At 73.5% G+C, this 13,688-nt stretch carries 13 protein-coding genes; 9 read left to right on the top strand and 4 right to left on the bottom strand.

From position 1 onward, the window contains the following. Complete coding sequence (locus JT721_RS13455; protein WP_307828043.1) at positions 1-1,353, bottom strand: serine hydrolase domain-containing protein; 1,353 nt, start codon at positions 1,351-1,353, stop codon at positions 1-3. A 96-nt stretch (positions 1,354-1,449) separates the two neighbouring features. Here JT721_RS13455 and JT721_RS13450 point away from each other — a divergent pair, with 96 nt between their 5' ends. Continuing rightward, positions 1,450-1,875 carry a hypothetical protein gene (locus JT721_RS13450; RefSeq protein WP_205473652.1) on the top strand — a complete coding sequence of 142 codons (426 nt, stop codon included), beginning with the start codon at positions 1,450-1,452 and terminating at the stop codon, positions 1,873-1,875. On the opposite strand, the gene JT721_RS13445 is transcribed toward JT721_RS13450, so the two are convergent. Further along, positions 1,861-3,654: a GAF domain-containing protein gene (locus tag JT721_RS13445; RefSeq protein ID WP_205473651.1), complete on the bottom strand. Its 1,794-nt coding sequence runs from the start codon at positions 3,652-3,654 to the stop codon at positions 1,861-1,863. The genes JT721_RS13450 and JT721_RS13445 overlap by 15 nt on opposite strands. A 153-nt stretch (positions 3,655-3,807) precedes the next feature. Between JT721_RS13445 and JT721_RS13440 the strand changes: the two genes are divergently transcribed. The 7 genes from JT721_RS13440 to JT721_RS13410 are packed head-to-tail and all read left to right on the top strand — an operon-like array spanning position 3,808 to position 11,563. Continuing rightward, the gene (locus tag JT721_RS13440; protein WP_205473650.1) at positions 3,808-4,926 is read left to right on the top strand and encodes a sugar ABC transporter substrate-binding protein; all 1,119 of its coding nucleotides are present in this window, start codon (positions 3,808-3,810) and stop codon (positions 4,924-4,926) included. Then, complete coding sequence (locus tag JT721_RS13435) at positions 4,923-6,506, top strand: sugar ABC transporter ATP-binding protein (protein WP_205473649.1); 1,584 nt, start codon at positions 4,923-4,925, stop codon at positions 6,504-6,506. Before JT721_RS13440 ends, JT721_RS13435 begins: the two co-directional genes overlap by 4 nt. Continuing rightward, positions 6,503-7,483, top strand: a complete 981-nt coding sequence (locus JT721_RS13430; RefSeq protein WP_205473648.1) for an ABC transporter permease — start codon at positions 6,503-6,505, stop codon at positions 7,481-7,483. The genes JT721_RS13435 and JT721_RS13430 overlap by 4 nt, the downstream gene beginning before the upstream one ends. Then, positions 7,480-8,499 (top strand): hypothetical protein, encoded by a 1,020-nt coding sequence (locus JT721_RS13425; RefSeq protein ID WP_205473647.1) that lies wholly within the window; start codon positions 7,480-7,482, stop codon positions 8,497-8,499. The genes JT721_RS13430 and JT721_RS13425 overlap by 4 nt, the downstream gene beginning before the upstream one ends. After that, on the top strand, positions 8,492-9,334 hold the full coding sequence (locus JT721_RS13420) for an SMP-30/gluconolactonase/LRE family protein (protein ID WP_205473646.1): 843 nt from the start codon (positions 8,492-8,494) through the stop codon (positions 9,332-9,334). Before JT721_RS13425 ends, JT721_RS13420 begins: the two co-directional genes overlap by 8 nt. Positions 9,335-9,345: 11 nt before the next feature. Further along, entirely contained in the window at positions 9,346-10,971 is a 1,626-nt protein-coding gene (locus JT721_RS13415) for a long-chain fatty acid--CoA ligase (protein ID WP_205473645.1), read from the top strand. A 46-nt stretch (positions 10,972-11,017) separates the two neighbouring features. Beyond that, positions 11,018-11,563 carry a cupin domain-containing protein gene (locus tag JT721_RS13410; protein ID WP_205473644.1) on the top strand — a complete coding sequence of 182 codons (546 nt, stop codon included), beginning with the start codon at positions 11,018-11,020 and terminating at the stop codon, positions 11,561-11,563. Between the two features lie 365 nt (positions 11,564-11,928). Here JT721_RS13410 and JT721_RS13405 read toward each other — a convergent pair whose 3' ends face one another. Both JT721_RS13405 and JT721_RS13400 read right to left on the bottom strand, forming a co-directional pair. After that, positions 11,929-13,005 carry a GTP-binding protein gene (locus JT721_RS13405; RefSeq protein WP_205473643.1) on the bottom strand — a complete coding sequence of 359 codons (1,077 nt, stop codon included), beginning with the start codon at positions 13,003-13,005 and terminating at the stop codon, positions 11,929-11,931. Next, entirely contained in the window at positions 13,005-13,256 is a 252-nt protein-coding gene (locus JT721_RS13400; protein ID WP_205473642.1) for a type B 50S ribosomal protein L31, read from the bottom strand. Before JT721_RS13400 ends, JT721_RS13405 begins: the two co-directional genes overlap by 1 nt. Between JT721_RS13400 and JT721_RS13395 the strand changes: the two genes are divergently transcribed. Further along, a complete protein-coding gene (locus tag JT721_RS13395) occupies positions 13,243-13,665 on the top strand; it encodes an HU family DNA-binding protein (RefSeq protein WP_307828041.1) in 423 nt (140 codons plus the stop codon). The genes JT721_RS13400 and JT721_RS13395 overlap by 14 nt on opposite strands. Positions 13,666-13,688: the final 23 nt, after the last annotated feature.

Below are 13,688 nucleotides of genomic sequence, written 5' to 3'. Positions count from 1 at the left end.
TCAGCTCGCCCGGTGGAGCGTGATCGGGTGCCCGCCCTGCTCAACCGTGATCGAGCCGTCGTCCGCCAGCAGGACGCGGAGGTCGAGGTGGTCGGTCGTCAGGGTCGTGGCGCCCTCGCGACGGAGGGTGACCGGCGGCTGGTGGGGGACCGTGAGCACCACCCGGCCGTCGTCGTCCGCCAGGGTGACGACCAGCCCGTCGTCGCTGCAGTAGGTGCCGGCGCGGTCCGCCAGGACGGTCACCCCCTCCGCTGCCGGACCCTCTTCAGGGACCACGTCGTCCCACCCCAGCACGGTCGCGACCGCGCGCAGCACGCTCGTCACGACCGGCGTGCCGTCGTCGCCGTTGGTCATCACGACGGCGCCGTGCCGACCGCGCAGGCCGGCCACCGCGGCGCACCGGAAGCCGACGTTGGAGCCGGTGTGGCCGAACCAGGCGGGTCCGTCGTCCCGGACGGCGACGAAGAAGCCGAGGCCGACGTGGGTCATCCGGGTCAGGTCGGGACCCGACGGCAGCGCCACGACGGGCGTCAGCAGCTCTCGCGCGGTCGCCGGGGCGAGGATCGCGCCGGCCTCGCCCGCGTAGGCCCGCTGCACCCCGTCGAGGAACCGCAGGTAGTCGGCGGCCGTGGTCCACAGGCCGGCCGCGCACTCCTCGGGCTGCACCCGCCAGCCGCCCGGCACCGGCCGCGAGCCGGCCAGGTGGCCGTGTGCCCGCTCGGGGTCGTCGAGGTCCTGGGCGAACGTGCTGTCGTGCATGCCCAGCGGCTCGAGGACCAGCTCGGCGAGGAGCTCGTCGGCGCGCGTCGCGGTCACCTCCTCCAGCACCAGCTGCAGGAGCGACGTGCCGGCCCCCGAGTAGCGGAAGCGGAGCCCCGGCACCATGTCGACGCGCACCCCGGGCGCGTTTGCGGGGTGCTGGCCCCCGAGCGACTCGACCAGCGTCGGGACGCGCTCCCCCCGCCGGTAGCCGGGGAACCCGGGGTGCGCGGTGAGGCCGGCGGTGTGGCTGGCCAGCTGGCGCAGGGTGAGCCGCGGTCGCCAGTCGCCGCTCGGCGGCACCGCCCACCGGGTGAGGTAGTCGGACACGTCGGCGTCCAGGTCGAGCAACCCCTGCTCGATCAGGCGCATCGCCCCGACCACGGCCACGGGCTTGCTCATCGAGCAGGCCTGCAGGCGCGTCGTCGACGTCAGCCGCTCCCCGGTGGCGGCGCGACTCGTGCCGAGTCCCTGGTCCAGCACGACCTCGCCCGCCTCCCGGACCGCCACCGAGCAGCCGGGCACGCCGTACCGGTCGAGCACGTCCTGGGCGTCCGGTGAGATCCGGTCGAGGTCGGGCCGTCGCGCACGCACGCCTCCACCCTCCCCGGGCCGAGCGATCCGGGCAACCGGCAGGAGCGCACCGGGGCTGCGGAGTCACGAACCAGGCGGCGGGCTCGTCCACCAGGCATGCGACCCACCACGCTCCACGTCACCACCGGCCTCCTCACGGCCTCGGCGCTCTACGTCGGGCCGTGGGCGGCGCTCGCGCCGCGGTCCTTCTACGACAGCTTCCCAGGGTTCCACCGGGTGTGGGTGGGCGTGGACGGGCCGTTCAACGAGCACCTGGTCCGCGACGTGGGCGGGCTCTACCTGGCGCTCGCCGTGGCCGGGGTGATCGCGCTGTGCCGCCTGGACGCCACGGCGCTGCTGGTGCTGGGTGGGGCCTGGACCGTCTTCGACCTCACCCACCTGGTCTACCACCTGCACCACCTGGCCGAGCTCGCGGCGCTCGACGCGGTCGGCAACGTCGTGGCGCTCGGCGGCACCCTGGTCCTGGCCCTGCACCTGTTGGTGCACGGCCTCCAGCGCAGCGTCGTCTCAGCCGGTGAGTGACTGACCGCGCAGCTCGTGCAGCCGCAGCGCGAGCTGGAGGTGCAGGGCGCGGTCGGGCGACCGCCATCCCGCGCCGAGGAGCGCCTCCACCCGGTGGAGGCGCTTGTGCAGGGTGTTGAGGTGGATGTGCAGGGTCCGGGCGGTCCGGCTCAGGTTGCCGGCGTGGTGGAAGTACGCCGTCAACGTCGCCACGAGCTGGGTCGAGCGGAGCGCGTCGTGGGCGGCCAGCGGCTCGACGGTGTCGCGCAGCAGCGCGTCCAGCTCCTCGCTCCGCTCGGGATCGAAGACGAGGGCGAACATCGAGTAGCGGCCCGCCGTCGTCCCCTGGTCGGTCACGCCGAGCGTCTGCATCAGCCCGCAGCACCGGCTGGCCAGCTCGAAGGCGCGACCCCAGCCCTGGTCGACCACCCGCTCCGCGACCACCCGCACCGGTGTGCCGAGGTCGCGCCGCAGGCGCGCGTGCAGGCTCTCGGCCACCTCGGCGACGTCGGTGGCGTGGGCCAGCATCGTCGCCCGGCCCAGGTGCTCGCCGGCGAGCCCGCCCCAATCGCCGGAGAGCTGGTGCAGCCGGCGGCTGACCTCCGCCGGCGACCGCGTGGCCGACGCGGCGACCACCAGGACGTCGAGGGTGGCGACGTCGATGCCGCGCGCCTGGGCCCGGGCCCGCTGGGTGGGTCCCACGGGCGGCGAGGAGACCAGGAGCTCGGTGAGCAGCTCGCCGCTCACGCGCTCCTCGGCCTGGGCCACCGCCGTCTCCTTGAGGATCAGCAGGCCCATGATCTGGGCGGCGCGCTCGAGGGTGCGGATGTCGACGGGGGCCGGCTCGTGCGACCGGGTCAGCAGCAGCGCGCCGAGGTGGCTGTCGCCGGCCTGGACGGTGGCGGCCGTGCGCCACACCCCCGTGCTGTCGGTGGTGGTGGCCCACCGGCCCGACTGCCGGGCCTGCTCGACGGCGTCGGGTGAGGAGCGCTGCACTGCCGGCTCCGGCGCCCCGTCGGGACTCCCGGCGGCGATCACCGCACCGGTGCGGTCGAAGACCGTGACCGTCCCCTGGAGGTGGTCGACGAGGAGCTGCGCGATCTCGGCTGCGCCCCCACCCTTGAGCACCACGTGGGTGAGCGACTCGTGCACCGCCTGGGCCCGCTCCATCACCGCGACCTGCCGCTCGATCGTCTCGTACGCCGACTGCAGCTCCTTGAGTGCCGACCGGGTCTCGTCGTAGAGGCGTGCGTTGTTGAGCGCGACGGCCGCGTGGTCGGCGAAGGCGCTGAGCAGGGCGACCTCGTCGTTCTCGAACGGCCGCTCGGTGCGGTCGGCCGCGAACAGCACTCCGACGACCTCGTCGCCGACCAGCAGCGGCACGCCCAGCAGGGCCACCATCCCCTCCGGCAGCACCAGGTCGTCGAAGCTCCGGTCGTGCGGCACGTCGCGGGTGGCGAGGTAGTTGCTCACCCAGGCCGGCGCGCCGGTGGCGATGACGCGCCCCCCGACCCCGGTGCCCGAGGGCACCCGGGCGTCGGCGAACGTCGACGAGATCGTGCCCTCGGAGGCCTTGAGCGTCAGCTCACCGTCCGGTCCGAGGAGGGACAGGTAGGTGAAGTCGGTGCCGATGAGCTCGTGGGCCGCCCGCACGATCGAGTCCAGCACCACGTCGGTCTCGCCCAGCGCCGTCAGCGACCGCGCGGTGGCGTAGAGCGAGCTCAGCTCGCGCTCGCGCCGCTGGCGGTACGACGCCAGGTCGGGACTCGCGGTCCGGTAGCCACCCGCGTCGGTCGTCACCCGGTGAGTGTGGCCCAGGGTGGAGGAATCCGCCACCGAGCGCGGCACAACGGTGTGGGGATCACCCCTCTCTGGGGTGCTCCAGCCGCCCTAGTGTTCCGGCAACCGAGCTGTGGCGCACGCCACATGCCCCGCGTTCCTCCAGGAGACTCCATGCCCAGGTCCACGCTCAAGCACGTCCTCGGGGCGCCCGTCCGGCGCAACGACTCCTCCCTCCCCGGCGGCCCGCTGCCCGGCCGTCCGCGTCGCGGACGCTCCGTCTCGCTCCGGCTCGCGGCCGGGCTCGGCGCCCTCGCCCTGACCGCCGCGGCCTGCGGTGGCGACGACGGCGGTGGCGGCTCCGGCTCCGACTCCGGCGGCGGGGACGCCGGCGGACTCGACGGCAAGACGATCAACTTCGTGGGCTACGGCAACGACAACCCGTGGGGTGCCTACTACAACCAGGTCTTCACCGACGGGCTCGAGAGCCAGGGCGCGGAGGTCGTCGACCTCACGACGATGGATCCGGGCACGGCGGTGACGAACTTCAACCAGGCCATCTCCAACCAGCCCGACATCATCGTCGCCGCCCTGCTCGACACCTCCTCGATGATCGTGCCGATCCAGAAGGCCAAGCAGGCCGGGGTGCCGGTGCTGGTCTTCGACGGCCGGCCGGATCCCTCGGTCGAGGGCGACGTGCTGCAGGTCCTCTCCGACAACGAGGCGCTGGGCGTCGCCGCGGCGCAGAACCTGGTCGAGGGACTCCAGGCCCAGGGCAAGGAATCCGGCAACATCATCGTGATCACCGGCACCGCGTCCGGGTTCGCGTCGCAGGACCGCATGGTCGGGTTCGACGCCGAGATGGCGAAGTCGCCCGACTACGAGGTCATCGAGGTCGAGGACGGCAACTGGGACCCGGCGTTGACCGGCAGGATCGCCACCCAGCTGTTCGCCAAGCACGGCTGCTCCGGGGTGCAGGGCGCCTACGGCATGGCCGACTACCAGGCGCTGGCGATCATCGCCTCGGCCAAGCAGGCAGGGTGCGAGGTGGGTGGCGACGACGGGCTGATCGTCACGGGCAGCAACTGCTTCAAGTCCGGGATCGACGCCATCCGGGAGGGCACCCTCTACGGCACGGCGACCGAGGACCCCGGCACCATCGCGCAGGAGACGGTCGACTACCTGGCCGCCTACTTCTCCGACGACAAGCCGGACGAGAAGGTCGTCGTCGCGGAGGAGCGGGTCACCGCCGCGAACGTCGACGAGTTCGCCGAGCAGTGCAGCAAGGCGTGACCGTCGCGTCCACGTCCGCGCGGACCGGCCACGAGCTGGTCCGCGTGGACGGCCTGGTCAAGAGCTTCGGGAGCACCCGGGCCGTGCGCGGGGCGTCGTTCGGCATCGAGGCGGGGGAGATCCACGCCCTGTGCGGCCACAACGGCGCCGGCAAGAGCACGGTCGTGAAGATGCTCTCCGGGCAGGAGGACCCCGACGGCGGGGAGATCTCCATCGGCGGCGAGGTCGTCGACCTCCGCAGCCGCCAGGCGGCCCAGCGCGCCGGCGTGGCGCTGGTCGACCAGGAGCTCAGCGTCGTGCCGTCGCTCAGCGTCGCCGAGAACCTGATGCTCGGCGACGCCCGCACCGGCTGGCTCAACCGGGCTCGCCGTTCGCGTCGGCGGTTCCGTGCGCTGCTCGACAGCGTCGGCCTCACCCACGTCGCCCTCGACCGGCCGCTGTCGTCGCTGGGCATCGGCGAGCGGCAGCTGGTCGAGATCGCCCGGGCCCTGGGCCAGGACGCGCGGCTGCTGATCCTGGACGAGCCCACCGCGACCCTCAGCGACGTGGAGAGCGAGTACGTCTACGCCTCGGTGCGCAAGGTGGCCGCCACCGGCTGCGCCATCCTCTTCGTCTCCCACCGGCTCGGCGAGGTGCTGGCCCTGTGCGACCGGGTCACGGTGATGCGCGACGGCGCCGTCGTCGCCACCGCAGCGGCGGACGGGCTGACCGTCGACTCGCTGATCGAGCAGATGCTGGGGGAGGCGCCCTCCCGCCTCGACCGGACCCGGGCCGGGCGGTCCGGCGACGTCGTGCTGTCCGTGACCGGGCTGTCGGTGCCGGGTCGCGTGCACGACTTCAGCATCTCCCTGCGGGCCGGGCAGGTGTACGCCGTGGCCGGGCAGCTCGGCTCGGGTGCGTCCGACGTGCTCCGCGCGCTGGCCGGGCTGGTGCCGGCCGCGACCGGCGTGGTCGAGGTCGACGGTCGGCGGGTGCGCACCGGCCGGCCCACCGTCGCCAGCGCCGCGGGCATCGCCTTCGTCTCCAACGACCGCAAGACCGAGGGACTCTTCCTCGACAAGCCGATCGGCTGGAACCTCCTCGCGACCCGCCTGCCCACGCTCACCCGCCTGGGCGTGGTCAGCCGCGCACGGTGGTCGCGGTCGGTGGCCGAGCTGCTCGGGGTGTGCGCGATCGAGCCGCACCGCGCCCGCGACGCCGTGGGGTCGCTGAGCGGCGGCAACCAGCAGAAGGTGTTCGTCGGTCGGTGCCTGCACCGCGACGACGTCCGCGTCCTCCTGCTCGACGACCCGACCCGCGGGGTCGACGTCGGCGGCCGAGCGGCGATCCACGACCTGCTGCGTAGCGCCGCCACCGACGGGCTCGCGGTGCTGTTCAGCTCCACCGAGCTCGAGGAGCTGCTCGACCTGGCCGACGTCGTGGTCACCATGCACAAGGGCGATGTCGTGCGCACCCACGTGGGCGACACCGCGGGCTCGGTGCTGCTGCGCGAGATCACCCACGGAGGTCACGACCCCCACGACCCCCGCGACCCCCACGACCGCGGGGTCGGAGCGCCGGCGAAGGAGCTCCTGTCGTGAACACGCTCACCGTCCCGGCGTCCGGGGCGACCGCACCGAGCCGGAGCCGCCGCCGAGGCGACCTGGCCACCGACGCGGTGGTCGTCGTGGCCGTCGTCGCGGTGCTGGTCGTCGGCCTGTCCACCGACCGGTTCGTCTCCTACGCCAACCTCAAGGCCATCCTGACCTCGGCGAGCCTGGTCGGCATCGCGGCCCTCGGCCTCACCCTGATCATGGTCGGCGGGGCCGCGGTCTCGCTCGCGATCTCCCAGACCGTGGCGGCGAGCGGGATGGTGTTCCTGTCCGCCCAGTCGCTCGGGCTCGTTCCCGCCCTGGTCCTGGCGGTCGTCTGCGGCGCCGTGGTGACCGGCCTGCAGGGCGCGGTGGTCGGCTTCGCCGCGGCCAACCCGGTGGTGCTCACCATCGCGGCCAGCTTCGCGATCACCGGGGTCGCGACCGGTCTGACCGGTGGGACGTCGGTCTCCCCGTCGGGCACCGGCTACGACGTCCTCAACGCGACGCCCGGCGGGGTCCCGCTCTGCGTCTTCGTGCTCCTCGCGCTCACGGCGGTCGTCGAGTGGGTGCTGCGGCGCACCGGGTTCGGCCGGTCGCTCTACCTCGGCGGGGAGAACCGCCGGGCCGCCCGGGCGGCCGGTCTGCCGGTCGGCCGGACCACCACGGTGGCGTGGCTCGGAGCGGGATCGCTCTTCGCCGTCACGGCCGCGTTCACCGCGGCGTTCAACACCGCGGCCAACGTCAACCTGGGCGGCACGCTCACCTTCGACGCCATCGCCGCGGTGCTGGCCGGCGGCACCCCCATCTCCGGCGGCCGTGGCTCGGCGGTGCGCACGCTGGCCGGCGCCGTGCTCATCGCCGCGGTCTCCGACATCCTCCTGCTGCGCGGCTACTCCACCGGGGTGCAGATCATGGTGAAGGGCGTCATCGTGCTGCTCGTCGTCGTGCTGGTGCACCTGCGCTCGAAGGGACGTGCCTCGTGACGTCGCACCCGCTCGGCCGCCCCGCGGTGCTGCTGCCCCTGACGGCGTTCGGGGTCACGCTGGTCGCCTTCGTGCTCGTGCCCACCTACTCCGACGCGACCATCGGCTCCTTCGACGTCTACAACACCCTGCAGATCTTCGCCCGACTCGGGCCGCTCGCGCTCGCCCTCGGCCTCACGATGATCGCCGGCGAGTTCGACCTCTCCGTCGTCGGCACCTACGCGCTCGGCGGGATGCTCACCGTCCAGCTCGGCCAGGAGCACGTCGCCCACGGCGTCCTCGCCGCCGTGGGTGCGGGTGCGGCGATCGGTCTGGCCCAGGGCTGCCTGATCGCCGGGCTGAGGCTGCCCTCGATGCCGGTGACGCTGGCGACCTACATCGCGCTGCTCGGCCTGACCAGCGCGCTGTCCGGCGGCCTCACCAAGACCTACGCGAACGTCGACGTCATCCTCTGGGTCGACCAGACGGTGCTGACCTGGTTCTCCCCGCGCAGCCTGATCACGCTGGCGCTGTTCGCCCTGGCGGCCCTCGTGCTCGCCGCCACCCGGTGGGGCCGGGAGCTGCGGGCCATCGGGGGTGACCGGCGCGCCAGCAGGGTGGCCGGCGTGGCGGTCGGCCCGCTGCTGGTCGGCACCTTCGTCGCGTCGGGTGTGATCGCCGGCCTGGGTGGCTCGCTGCTCAGCCTGAGCCTCGGGTCGGCCAACCCCGACCCGGGCGTCCAGCCGCTGATCCTCGCGGCGGCCGCAGCCCTGCTCGGCGGCGTCTCCCTCGCCGGGGGTCGGGGCAGCGCCGTGGGCCTGCTCGGCGGCATCCTGGCGGTGGCCCTGCTGGCCGAGATCGCCACGGTGACGGCGCTGCCGGCGTACGTCACCCAGCTCTTCTACGCCGGACTGCTCGGCATCATCGTCGTCGTCGACGCACCCGACCTGCACAGCGCGCTGGTCCGGCTCCGCGCCGACCTCGGGCCCGGGAACGCCCGGGTCCCCGCCCACCCAGCGAGGAACCCCCATGTCTGACCTCTCCCTGATCTTCTCCGACCTCCGGTTCCCCGAGGGGGCTCGGTGGCACGGCGGCCAGCTGTGGTTCTCCGACATGCACACCGGCCAGGTGTTCCGGTCCGACCCCGCGGGGCGGACCCTCGAGGAGGTCGTGGTCGTCGACGACCAGCCCTCGGGCCTGGGCTGGCTGCCTGACGGGTCTCTGCTCGTCAGCTGCATGCTCGACCGGGTGGTCCGGCGGCTCGGGCCGGACGGCGGGGTGAGCGTGTTCGCGGACCTCTCGGGCCTCACCGAGGCGCCCGTCAACGACCTCGTCGTCGACCCGGCCGGTCGGGTCTTCCTGGGCGGTTTCGGCTACGACCTCTACGCCGACGCACCGCAACGGCCAGGGCCGATCTTCCGCATCGACCCGGACGGCACGCCGACGGTCGTCGAGCACGACATGACGTTCCCCAACGGCTCGGTGGTCCTGCCGGGCACCTCGACGCTGGTGGTCGCCGAGACCTGGGGCGCCCGGCTGAGCGCGTTCGAGATCGACGAGCGCGGTGGGCTGGTGGCCAAGCGAGTGTGGGCCGAGCTGCCGGAGGGTTCGACCCCCGATGGCATCTGCACCGATGCCGCCGGGGCGGTGTGGGTCTCGTCGATCACCACCTCGCAGTTCCTGCGGGTCGAGGAGGGCGGCCGGATCACCAAGGTCATCGACGTCGACGGCCGCTGCGCGACCGACTGCGTGCTGGGCGGGCCGGACGGGCGCACGCTGTTCCTGCTCACCTCCAACAGCTGGATGCCGGACGAGACCACGGTCCGCGAGGGCCGCATCCAGGCCGTGCAGGTGGAGGTGCCCGCCCCGTGATGCGAGGCCTCATGCAGGACCGTCCCCTCACCCTGCCCTCGTTGCTGGCCCGGGCCGAGCGCAGCTTCGGGCACAAGCGGGTGATCACCGGCGGCGCGACGGAGACCGTCGCGACGTGGGCCGAGGTGGCACCCCGGGTGCGCCGGCTGGCGCACGTCCTCGACGCCCTCGGGGTGCCGGCGGGGGCGTGCGTGGGCACGTTCGCGTGGAACAGCCAGCGACACGTCGAGCTCTACCTCGCCGTGCCCAGCTCCGGACGGGTGCTCCACACGATCAACCACCGGCTGCACGCCGACCAGATCAGGTTCATCGTCGACGACGCCGCCGACGACGTCGTGTTCGTCGACCGCACCATCCTGCCGGTGGTGTGGCCGCTGGTGGCGTCCTCCGAGCGGGTCCGCCACGTCGTCGTGATGGACGACGGCGGCGACGTGCCGCTGCCCGACGACCCGCGGCTGCTGGACTACGAGCAGCTGCTGGCGGAGCAGGAGGACCGGCCGATCGCCGTCGCGGTCGACGACGAGGACGCCGCGGCCTCGCTCTGCTACACCTCGGGGACGACCGGCAACCCCAAGGGCGTGCTCTACAGCCACCGGTCGGTCGTGCTCCACAGCCTGCTGCTCCTGGGCGCCGACGTCTTCGCGCTGAGCGAGGGCGACGTCGTCGCGCCCGTCGTGCCGATGTTCCACGTCAACGCGTGGGGGCTGCCCTACGCCGCCATGCAGTGCGGCGCCGACCTGGTGCTGCCCGGGCCCGCGACGGCGCCCGAGGAGCTCGCGTCGCTCCTGGCCCGGCACCGGGTGACCTTCAGCGCCGCCGTCTCGACGGTCTGGCGCGACCTCCTGCCCCACCTCGACCCGGCCGGGGTCGGCAGCCTGCGGCACATCGCGTGCGGGGGAGGGGCGGTCGACGACGCGCTCTCCCAGGCCTACGAGGCGGCGATCGGCATCCCGCTGACCAACGCCTGGGGGATGACCGAGACCAGCCCGGTCGTCACGACGTCGCGCCTGTCGACGTCCCACACGGGCCTCTCCGCCGACGCGCGTCGGCGGCTCCTCGGCACCCCCGGCGCTGCCGTGCCGCTGACCGAGATCCGGGTCGTGTCCGACGACGGCGTGGAGCAGCCCCGCGACGGCACCACCCCCGGCGAGCTCCAGGTGGCCGGGCCGACGATCGCGAGCGCCTACTTCGGCGCCGACGCCGGTGCGGCGAGCTTCACCCCCGACGGTTGGCTCCGCACCGGCGACGTCGCCACCATCGACGACCTGGGCTACCTGCGCATCGTCGACCGCACCAAGGACCTGGTGAAGTCGGGCGGCGAGTGGATCTCGTCGGTCGAGCTGGAGAACGCGATCATGGCCGACCCACGGGTGCGGGAGGCCGCCGTGATCGGGGTGGCGGACCCGCGCTGGGGGGAGCGCCCCGTGGCGTGCGTCGTACCCGTGCCGGGGGTCGACCTCACCGTCGACGACGTGCGCGAGCACCTGCGCGACAGGGTCGCCTCGTGGTGGATCCCCGAGCGCGTCGAGCTGCTGGGCGAGATCCCCCGGACCGCCACCGGCAAGTGGGCCAAGCAGGAGCTCCGCCGGCAGTTCGCCCGCGAGGACGCCCCGACCACGAGTCCCCAGCCCTCGTGACCCGCCGATGACCGGACCGAACCAGACCGAGAGACCAGGAGCGCCCATGCCAGCCGAGCCACGCCTCATCGTCACCGGCCACGACGACGCCGGGCGTGCCGTCTTCGTCGAGGACCGGCACCCCGATCCCGTGAGCGTCCGCGCCCTGCCCGGCGCGGACTTCTACCTCCTCTGGGGGACGCCGGACGGCGGCGCCACCGTGGGGGAGCGGGACCCGGCGCCGGTGCTCCGTCCGTACTTCCCGGGGCTCGGTGGCAGCCGGGCGCTGTTCCTCCGCTGGGCGCCGCACTCGTCCGAGTCACAGACCGCCCACGACCCCCAGGTCGTCGCCGACGAGGTGGCCGAGAAGCTCCCCGGCCTGCTGGACCCGTTCGAGGACGGCGACGACGGCATGCACACCACCGACACCGTCGACTACGCCATCTGCCTGGAGGGCGAGCTCTGCCTGACGCTGGACGACGGGGCCGAGGTGACGCTCACCCCCGGCACCTGCGTCGTCCAGCTCGGCACCCGGCACGCCTGGCAGAACCGCAGCGACCGGCCGGCGCTCATGTGCTACGTGCAGATCGGTGCGCGTCGCGTCGCTGGTTGAGGAAGTTGCGCTAGCAACTGTCTCGAAACCCCGGAGGACGAGAGCCCTCCCGTCCCCACCGCAGGGCTTTCGTCCCACCGGGTTTCGAGACAGGACTTCGTCCTTCCTCAACCAACGATGGGTGCCCGACGCGCCGGTGGTTGAGGAAGCTGCGCTAGCAACTGTCTCGAAACCCCGTAGGACGAGAGCCCTCCCGTCCCCACCGCAGGGCTTTCGTCCCCTCGGCTTCGAGACAGGACTTCGTCCTTCCTCCAGCACCGGGAAACCCCGGAGGACGAACGCCCTCCCGTTCCCACCGGAAGGGCCTTCGTCCCGCCGGCTTTCGAGACAGGACTTCGTCCTTCCTCAAGCACCGGTGCGCGTCGTCAGGCGACGCGGCGGATCTCGCCGAGCCAGGGCTCCAGGCCGTCCTCGTGGACGGCCCAGGTGTGCTGGTCGAGCAGCGCCTCGGTGCGGGTGAGGAGCAGGTCCTCGAACGCCGCGACCAGGTCGCTCGGCGCGGTTCCGACCCCGGTGACGAGCAGCCGGGTCATCGGTGCCCGAAGGCCCCAGGCGCTGTGGCTGCCGATGCTGAGCTGCCCGCCGGCGCCGGACCACTCCAGGAGGTCACCGGGACGGGTCGGCAGCCAGAACGCACCGCGGGAGCGGTGCCGCCCCGCCCCGAGCCGCTCGATCTGGTCGAGCAGCCGATCGGGGTGGAAGGGCCGTGGGGAGGAGAGGTCCAGGCGCCAGGCCCGGCTCCCGCGCAGCGCCGGCAGTTCGACATCGAACGCCGGGGCGCACCAGGCGCTGCTCAGACCCACCTGGTGCCGCTGGGCGGTGAGCGCGGTGGCGTCGAGCTCGGCCGCGCCGACGACCACCGGTGCCCCAGGACGCGCCAGGGCGCGCACCAGGTCGGCCGCCTCGACGCCCGGGTCGGCGTCGAGCACGACGAGGTCGGCGTACTCGATCTGGGCGCAGGCGACCTCGCCCACCCCGCGGGCGTCGCCGGGGTTGGTGTGCAGGTCCCGCTCGCGCAGCAGGTCGTCCCCGAGCAGGTCCCGCACGACATCGTCGGTGCCGACGGCGGCCAGCACCGCGCTGAGCTTCAGGTGCCGGGCCAGCCGGGTGTCGGCGCCCAGCACCTGGGCGAGCCGGGCGGCCTCGGTGCCGGTCGGGAGCCCGGAGACGATGGCGCTCCACCGGTGGTCGCGGGCCAGCCGCTCGAGCGTCGGCACGATGTCCTCGCGGAGGGCACAGCTCACGCAGGCGTGCTCGAGCTGGATCTGCTCCCGCTCGACGACACCGGTGGCGTCGCTGACCGTGCGGGTGAGCACCTGGGTGTGCGGGTCGATCAGGTGGCGCACCGAGACTGCCCGCGGCAGGTCCCAGGCCAGGCTGATCAGGGCGGTGTCCATCGCGACGGGGTCGACCCCCGTCACCACCAGCAACGGCTTCCTCATCACCGGCCCCCGTAGCGGCGCTGGAACCTCTCGACCCGGCCCTCGCTGTCGAGCGTGCGAGCGGTGCCGGTCCAGAACGGGTGGCTGTCGCTGGAGATGTCGACGTCGACCACGGGGTAGGCGACGCCGTCGACGTCCACGGTTTTGTCGTGGTCGCGGCCGGCCAGTGTCGATCGGGTGAGCGTGACCCGGCCGGTCGCCCGGTCGCGGAACGCCACGGGGCCGTACGCGGGGTGGATGCCTGGTCGCATGGCTCGTCTCCTTCTGTTTGAGAACGGTTATCACTATGGCATAGTGCGACCGGCCCGGTCACATCGGGCGAGACGGGTCGCCCGGCACGGTCCCGGCGGGCCCACCACCCATCGATGCGAGGAGAAGCACATGAACCGCAAGGACCTGGTCGAGACCGTCGCGCGGGAGGCCGGGCTGAGCGCGGCCCAGGCCGACGCCGCCGTGGCGGCGGCGCTCGACGGCGTCGTGGCCGCGGTCGCCGCGGGGGACAAGGTCACGCTGCCGGGCTTCGGCAGCTTCGAGCCGCGGGAGCGTGCGGCTCGCTCCGGGCGCAACCCGCAGACGGGTGAGGCGCTCGAGATCGCCGCCAGCGTCGCACCGGCCTTCAAGCCCGCCGCGGCGTTCAAGCAGGCGGTCGCCGGACGCTGATCGGGGCGTGTTGAGAGGGGCGG

The sequence above is a fragment of the Nocardioides sp. SYSU D00038 genome (assembly GCF_016924665.1).
Lineage (GTDB): Bacteria > Actinomycetota > Actinomycetes > Propionibacteriales > Nocardioidaceae > Nocardioides.
The sequence above is the reverse complement of the archived record's forward strand: the minus strand, read 5'-3'. Positions and strand labels throughout refer to the sequence as shown.